The organism is Sphingomonas bacterium (genome assembly GCF_903644055.1).
In the GTDB taxonomy this organism is placed as follows: Bacteria; Pseudomonadota; Alphaproteobacteria; order Sphingomonadales; family Sphingomonadaceae; genus Sphingomonas_I.
Genome location: NZ_CAHJXD010000057.1, coordinates 1 through 4,460, shown reverse-complemented (window position 1 = coordinate 4,460; position 4,460 = coordinate 1). Strand labels below are relative to the sequence as shown.

Sequence of the window (4,460 nt, the reverse complement as noted above, 5' to 3'; positions counted from 1 at the left end):
CCGGGCCGCGCATCGCATCGCCCGAAGAAGTCCCACCGCCGCCCGCTTCCGCCCTGCCTTCGCAGCAGAGCGCGGCCGCCGCCGGCGCGGCCGCCGCGGGAAGCACCTATCAGCGGGATGACGTCCTCGCCGCCGCCGAGGGCGTGTTCGGGCGCGGCGCGGAGGGGCTCGCCAAGGCGATCGAGGATGTCTTCAGGAAGCAGGGCCGCCCCGACGGCTATATCGTCGGGCGCGAGGTCGGCGGCGCGATCGCGCTCGGCGTGCGCTATGGTTCGGGCACCCTGTTCCACAAGGTGGAGGGGCAGCGTCCGGTGTTTTGGCAGGGGCCGTCGGTCGGCTTCGATCTCGGCGCCAACGGCTCTAAGACCTTCGTGCTCGTCTATCATCTCTACGACACGCAGGATCTCTATCGCCGCTTTCCGGCGGTCGAGGGGAGCGCTTATGTCATCGGCGGCTTCACCGCGAGCTATCTGCGCGCGAAGCAGATCGTGCTCGTGCCGATCCGGCTGGGCGTCGGCTGGCGGCTGGGCGCCAATCTCGGCTATATGCGCTTCAGCGAAAAGCGGCGCTGGTCGCCGTTCTGATCGCTGGAGACTATGCTGTTCAAGCTGAACCGTCACCCCGGCCTTGAGCCGGGGTCCCGCTGCTTGGCCGACGCTGAAGAAGAAGCGCGACCCCGGCTCAAGGCCGGGGTGACGGGAGATCAACGTCGTCTACCCCGGAAGCCCGATCAGCGCGATCTGGCGGCCATAGTCCGGTTCGCCGCGATGCGTCGCGCGGCGGAAGCTGAAGAAGCGGCTCTCGTCGGCATAAGTGTCGAGGCCCAGCATCTCCACCCGCCCGATCCCGGCGCCCGCCAGCCGCGCCGCGACATAGCCTTCGATGTCGAACTGGTGGCGCCCCGGCCGGCCATCGGCGAAGAAGCGCGCATTTTCGGGATCGGCTTCGGCGAAGCGGCGCAGGAAGCCCTCGTCCACCTCGTAGGAAGCCCGCGCGATGCAGGGGCCGATCGCCGCGACGATCCGCGCGCGATCGGCGCCCGCCGCCTCCATCCGCGCGATCGCCGCGTCGGTGACGCCGCCGATCGCGCCCTTCCACCCCGCATGCACCGCGCCGACGACGCCCGCCGCCCTGTCCGCGAGCAGCACCGGCACGCAATCGGCGGTCAGCACGCCGATCAGCAGCCCCGGCCGGTCGGTGACGAGCGCATCGGCGTGCGGGCGCGCATCGTCGGGCCAGAGGGCGGCGATCACCGCGTCGGCCGAATGAACCTGGTGGAGAGTCACGAGCGTCGCGCCCGGCAGGATCGCCTCGGCCGCACGGCGCCGGTTCTCCACGATCGCCGCGCGATCGTCCTGCGATCCCAGCCCGACGTTGAGCCCCGCATGGAGCCCCGTCGAAACCCCGCCCTCGCGCCCGAGGAAGCCGTGCGGCACCTCCGCTAGGCTCCGCGCGCGGAACGGGCGGATCATCGCGCCATCCCCGCGGGCTTGGGCCAGCCCGGCGCATGGATCGCAAGCACCTTGAACAATTCGCCCATCGCCTCGGCATCGGTCAGCCGGCGATAGGCGGCGGCGATCTCGTGTTCGCGCTCGGGCGCGCCGCGCGACAGCGCCGCCGCGCGATCCGAAATGCCGAGCGCGATCAGCCACTGCCCCTGCTCGACGGGCCCGGCGACCCGCGCGCCGCCCTTGCGCGCCGCCGCCGCCAGCGCGGAAAAATCGACATGCGCCGAAAGGTCGCTGGCGCCCGGCCGCGCGAAGGGATCGGCATAGGCATGCGCGTGCAGCGCCTGTAGCGTGTCGCCCGCCTCGCGGCCGTGATGGCCGTAATCGATCGCCAGCATCGCGCCGCCCTGGCGCGCCAGCCGCTGCGCCAGCGCCTTGACGATCGCCGCCGAGGTCGGATTGCGCTCGACGATCCCCCCCGGATCGCCGTCGACGAGGTGCCGGGGGATCTGCCTGTCCATCGCCGCGGTGCCCGGCGTCGGCGCGAAGCCCTCCGGCCCGTCGCTTACCATCCGCTCGCGCCAGCCCGAGAAGGTGCGGATGAACTGGCGCAGCGGCAGCGCATCGAAGAATTCGTTGGCGACGATCAGCAGCGGCACGTCCTCCGGCAGCGTCTCGATCGTCTCGTGCCATGTCGCCTGGGGAACCGCGTCGCGCTGGCGATCGCGCAGCAGCGGGCTGGTCTCGACGAAATGCACCGGCGGTTCCAGCCCGGCGATCTTCATCGCGCGCAAAGCATCCCCGGCGAGCGTGCCGCGCCCCGGCCCCAGCTCGACGAAGGCGCAGGCCGGGCAGCCCGCGCGCCGCCACGTATCGGCCAGCGCCAGGCCGACGATCTCGCCGAACATCTGGCTGATCTCGGGCGCGGTGATGAAATCGCCCTGCTGCCCGATCGGATCGCGCGTCGCATAATAATGCGCATTGGCGAGCGCCATGAAACGCTCGAGCGGAATCGGCCCTTCCGCCGCGATCAGCGTGGCGATCTCTTGCGCGATATCAGGCGACGCTGGCGCTCCCGGCGATTGGCTCCACGCGCACCCTTCGGCGCTTCGCGGTTAAGATGAAATAAAGCCCCACGAAGATCATCGGCGCGGACAGGGTCTGCCCCATGCTGAGCCCCCAGGGCAGGATGCCGAGCTGCGCGTCGGGCTCGCGGAAGAATTCGAGCAGGAAGCGGATCAGCCCATAGCCGGCGAGGAAGACGCCGAGCAGCATCCCCGGCTTGTAGCGCGCCTGCGTCCGCCAGAAGAGGAAGCTCAGCACCGCGAACAGCAGCAACCCCTCGAGCGCCGCCTCGTAGAGCTGGCTCGGGTGGCGCGGGTAGGGGCCGGCGTCGGCGCCGGGAAAGACGATCGCCCAGCGTACATCGGTGATCCGCCCCCAAAGCTCGCCGTTGGCGAAATTGGCGAGCCGCACGAGGAACAGCCCGAACCCCGCGCAGCAGGCGACATAATCGATGATCCGCAGGCTTGACAGGCGGTTGCGCCACGCCAGCCACCACACCGCGATCACCACCCCGAACGCGCCGCCGTGGAATGCCATGCCGCCATCCCACAGGCGAAGGATCTGAAGCGGGGTCCGCAGCATCCAGGGATCGTAGAACATCACATAGGCGATCCGCCCGCCGAGGATGATGCCGAGCGTCGCGTAGAAGACGAAATCGTCGGCGTGGCGCCTCGCCATCGGCGCCCCCGGCTGCGCGATCAGCTTGGTGAGATACCACCAGCCAAGCAAGATGCCCGCGATATAGCCGAGCGAATACCAGCGGATTTGCAGGATGCCGAGATCGAGCGCGATCGGCGAGACGTGCAGATCGCTGAACTGCGTGAAGCTGGCTGCGCTGGCCGCGCCGGCAAGAGAGAGCAGGCTCATGCCGCCGCCGTAGCGGAGCGACCGGGGGCGGGCAAATGCCTGACCCATCTCCCTAGAGGCTGTCCCGTTCAACCTGAACGTCACCCCGGCCTTGAGCCGGGGTCCCGCTTTCCTCGGCGTCGGCAGGCAGCGGGACCCCGGCTCAAGGCCGGGGTGACGAGAGTTCGACGTCGACAAAGCGGATTCCAAAGTCGGATGACTTTAGCCTTATCCGTTCATGCTGAGTAGAGACCGAGTAGCTCCGCAGGAGCGTATCGAGGGCTCGTATCGAAGTACGGCTCCAGCGCATGTCCTTCGATACGGGCTCTCGACAAGCTCGATCCCTACTCAGGATGAGCGGAGGAGTGGGTCACGTTCAACCCGAACCGTCACCCCGGCTCAAGGCCGGGGTGACGAGAGTATAATGGCAACGGGACAAACTTTAGGCCATCTCTCGCAGCTCCCGCTCCGGCCGCTGCCGCAGCCAATCGTAGACCTGCGCGCGAAACCGTTCGTTGCCGGCTTCGCGCGCCCGGCGAATCCAGCCGATCGCCTCGTCCAGCCGCTGTGCTTCGATCAGCATCCGCGCATGGTTGAACATGCCGCGAAAGTCTCCGCCTTCCGCCGCCAGCGCGTAGAGCCGCGCCGCCTCGGCCCGGTCGGGCGCCACCACCCAGCCATCCTCGTGAAAGCTGCCGAGGAAGTTGATCGCCTTGGGGTTGCCCGTGCGGTGGGCGGCCTTGCGGAACAGCGCCAGCGCCGCCGGCCGATCCTCGGGCACGCCGTGGCCGAGCGCCAGCAGCGTGCCGAGATTGTACATCGCCCAATCGAGCCCGCGATCGGCGGCGATGCGATACCATTCGGCCGCGCGCGCCTTGTCGACCGGAACGCCCCAGCCGAGATCGTAGCAGCGCCCGATCATGTTGATCGCCATCGCATGGCCCTGGTTGGCGGCCTTCCAGAACCAGCCGACCGCCGCCCGATCGTCCTTCGCGACGCCCGCGCCGTCCAGCAGCATCTGGCCGTAGACCGCCTGCGCCTCGGCGATCCCCGCATCCGCCGCCGCGCGCACGAAGGCGGCGCGCTCGGCGGGCGGCGCGG

5 protein-coding genes are annotated in these 4,460 nt (G+C 69.4%); 1 reads left to right on the top strand and 4 read right to left on the bottom strand.

Going from position 1 to position 4,460, the window contains the following annotated elements; translation table 11 throughout:
- Window positions 1-584 (top strand): DUF1134 domain-containing protein (locus tag HUU94_RS02360; RefSeq protein WP_174273519.1); only part of this gene is annotated, 584 nt, incomplete at its 5' end.
- A 129-nt stretch (window positions 585-713) separates the two neighbouring features.
- On the opposite strand, the gene pgeF is transcribed toward HUU94_RS02360, so the two are convergent.
- The 4 genes from pgeF to HUU94_RS02340 all read right to left on the bottom strand — a co-directional run.
- Window positions 714-1,472, bottom strand: coding sequence for a peptidoglycan editing factor PgeF (pgeF, locus tag HUU94_RS02355; protein WP_174273518.1), 759 nt, complete (start codon window positions 1,470-1,472; stop codon window positions 714-716).
- Window positions 1,469-2,443: a class I SAM-dependent methyltransferase gene (locus HUU94_RS02350; protein WP_174273517.1), complete on the bottom strand. Its 975-nt coding sequence runs from the start codon at window positions 2,441-2,443 to the stop codon at window positions 1,469-1,471. Before HUU94_RS02350 ends, pgeF begins: the two co-directional genes overlap by 4 nt.
- Window positions 2,444-2,504: 61 nt before the next feature.
- On the bottom strand, window positions 2,505-3,380 hold the full coding sequence (gene lgt / locus HUU94_RS02345; RefSeq protein ID WP_174273520.1) for a prolipoprotein diacylglyceryl transferase: 876 nt from the start codon (window positions 3,378-3,380) through the stop codon (window positions 2,505-2,507).
- Between the two features lie 421 nt (window positions 3,381-3,801).
- Window positions 3,802-4,460: tetratricopeptide repeat protein (locus HUU94_RS02340; protein ID WP_174273516.1), on the bottom strand; the 659-nt coding region annotated here is incomplete at its 5' end.

Coding starts and splice junctions, on each gene's coding strand:
- pgeF (WP_174273518.1), bottom strand. CDS start 1,472: ATGATCCGCCCGTTCCGCGCGCGGAGCCTAGCGGAGGTGCCGCACGGC.
- HUU94_RS02350 (WP_174273517.1), bottom strand. CDS start 2,443: ATGGCGCTCGCCAATGCGCATTATTATGCGACGCGCGATCCGATCGGG.
- lgt (WP_174273520.1), bottom strand. CDS start 3,380: ATGAGCCTGCTCTCTCTTGCCGGCGCGGCCAGCGCAGCCAGCTTCACG.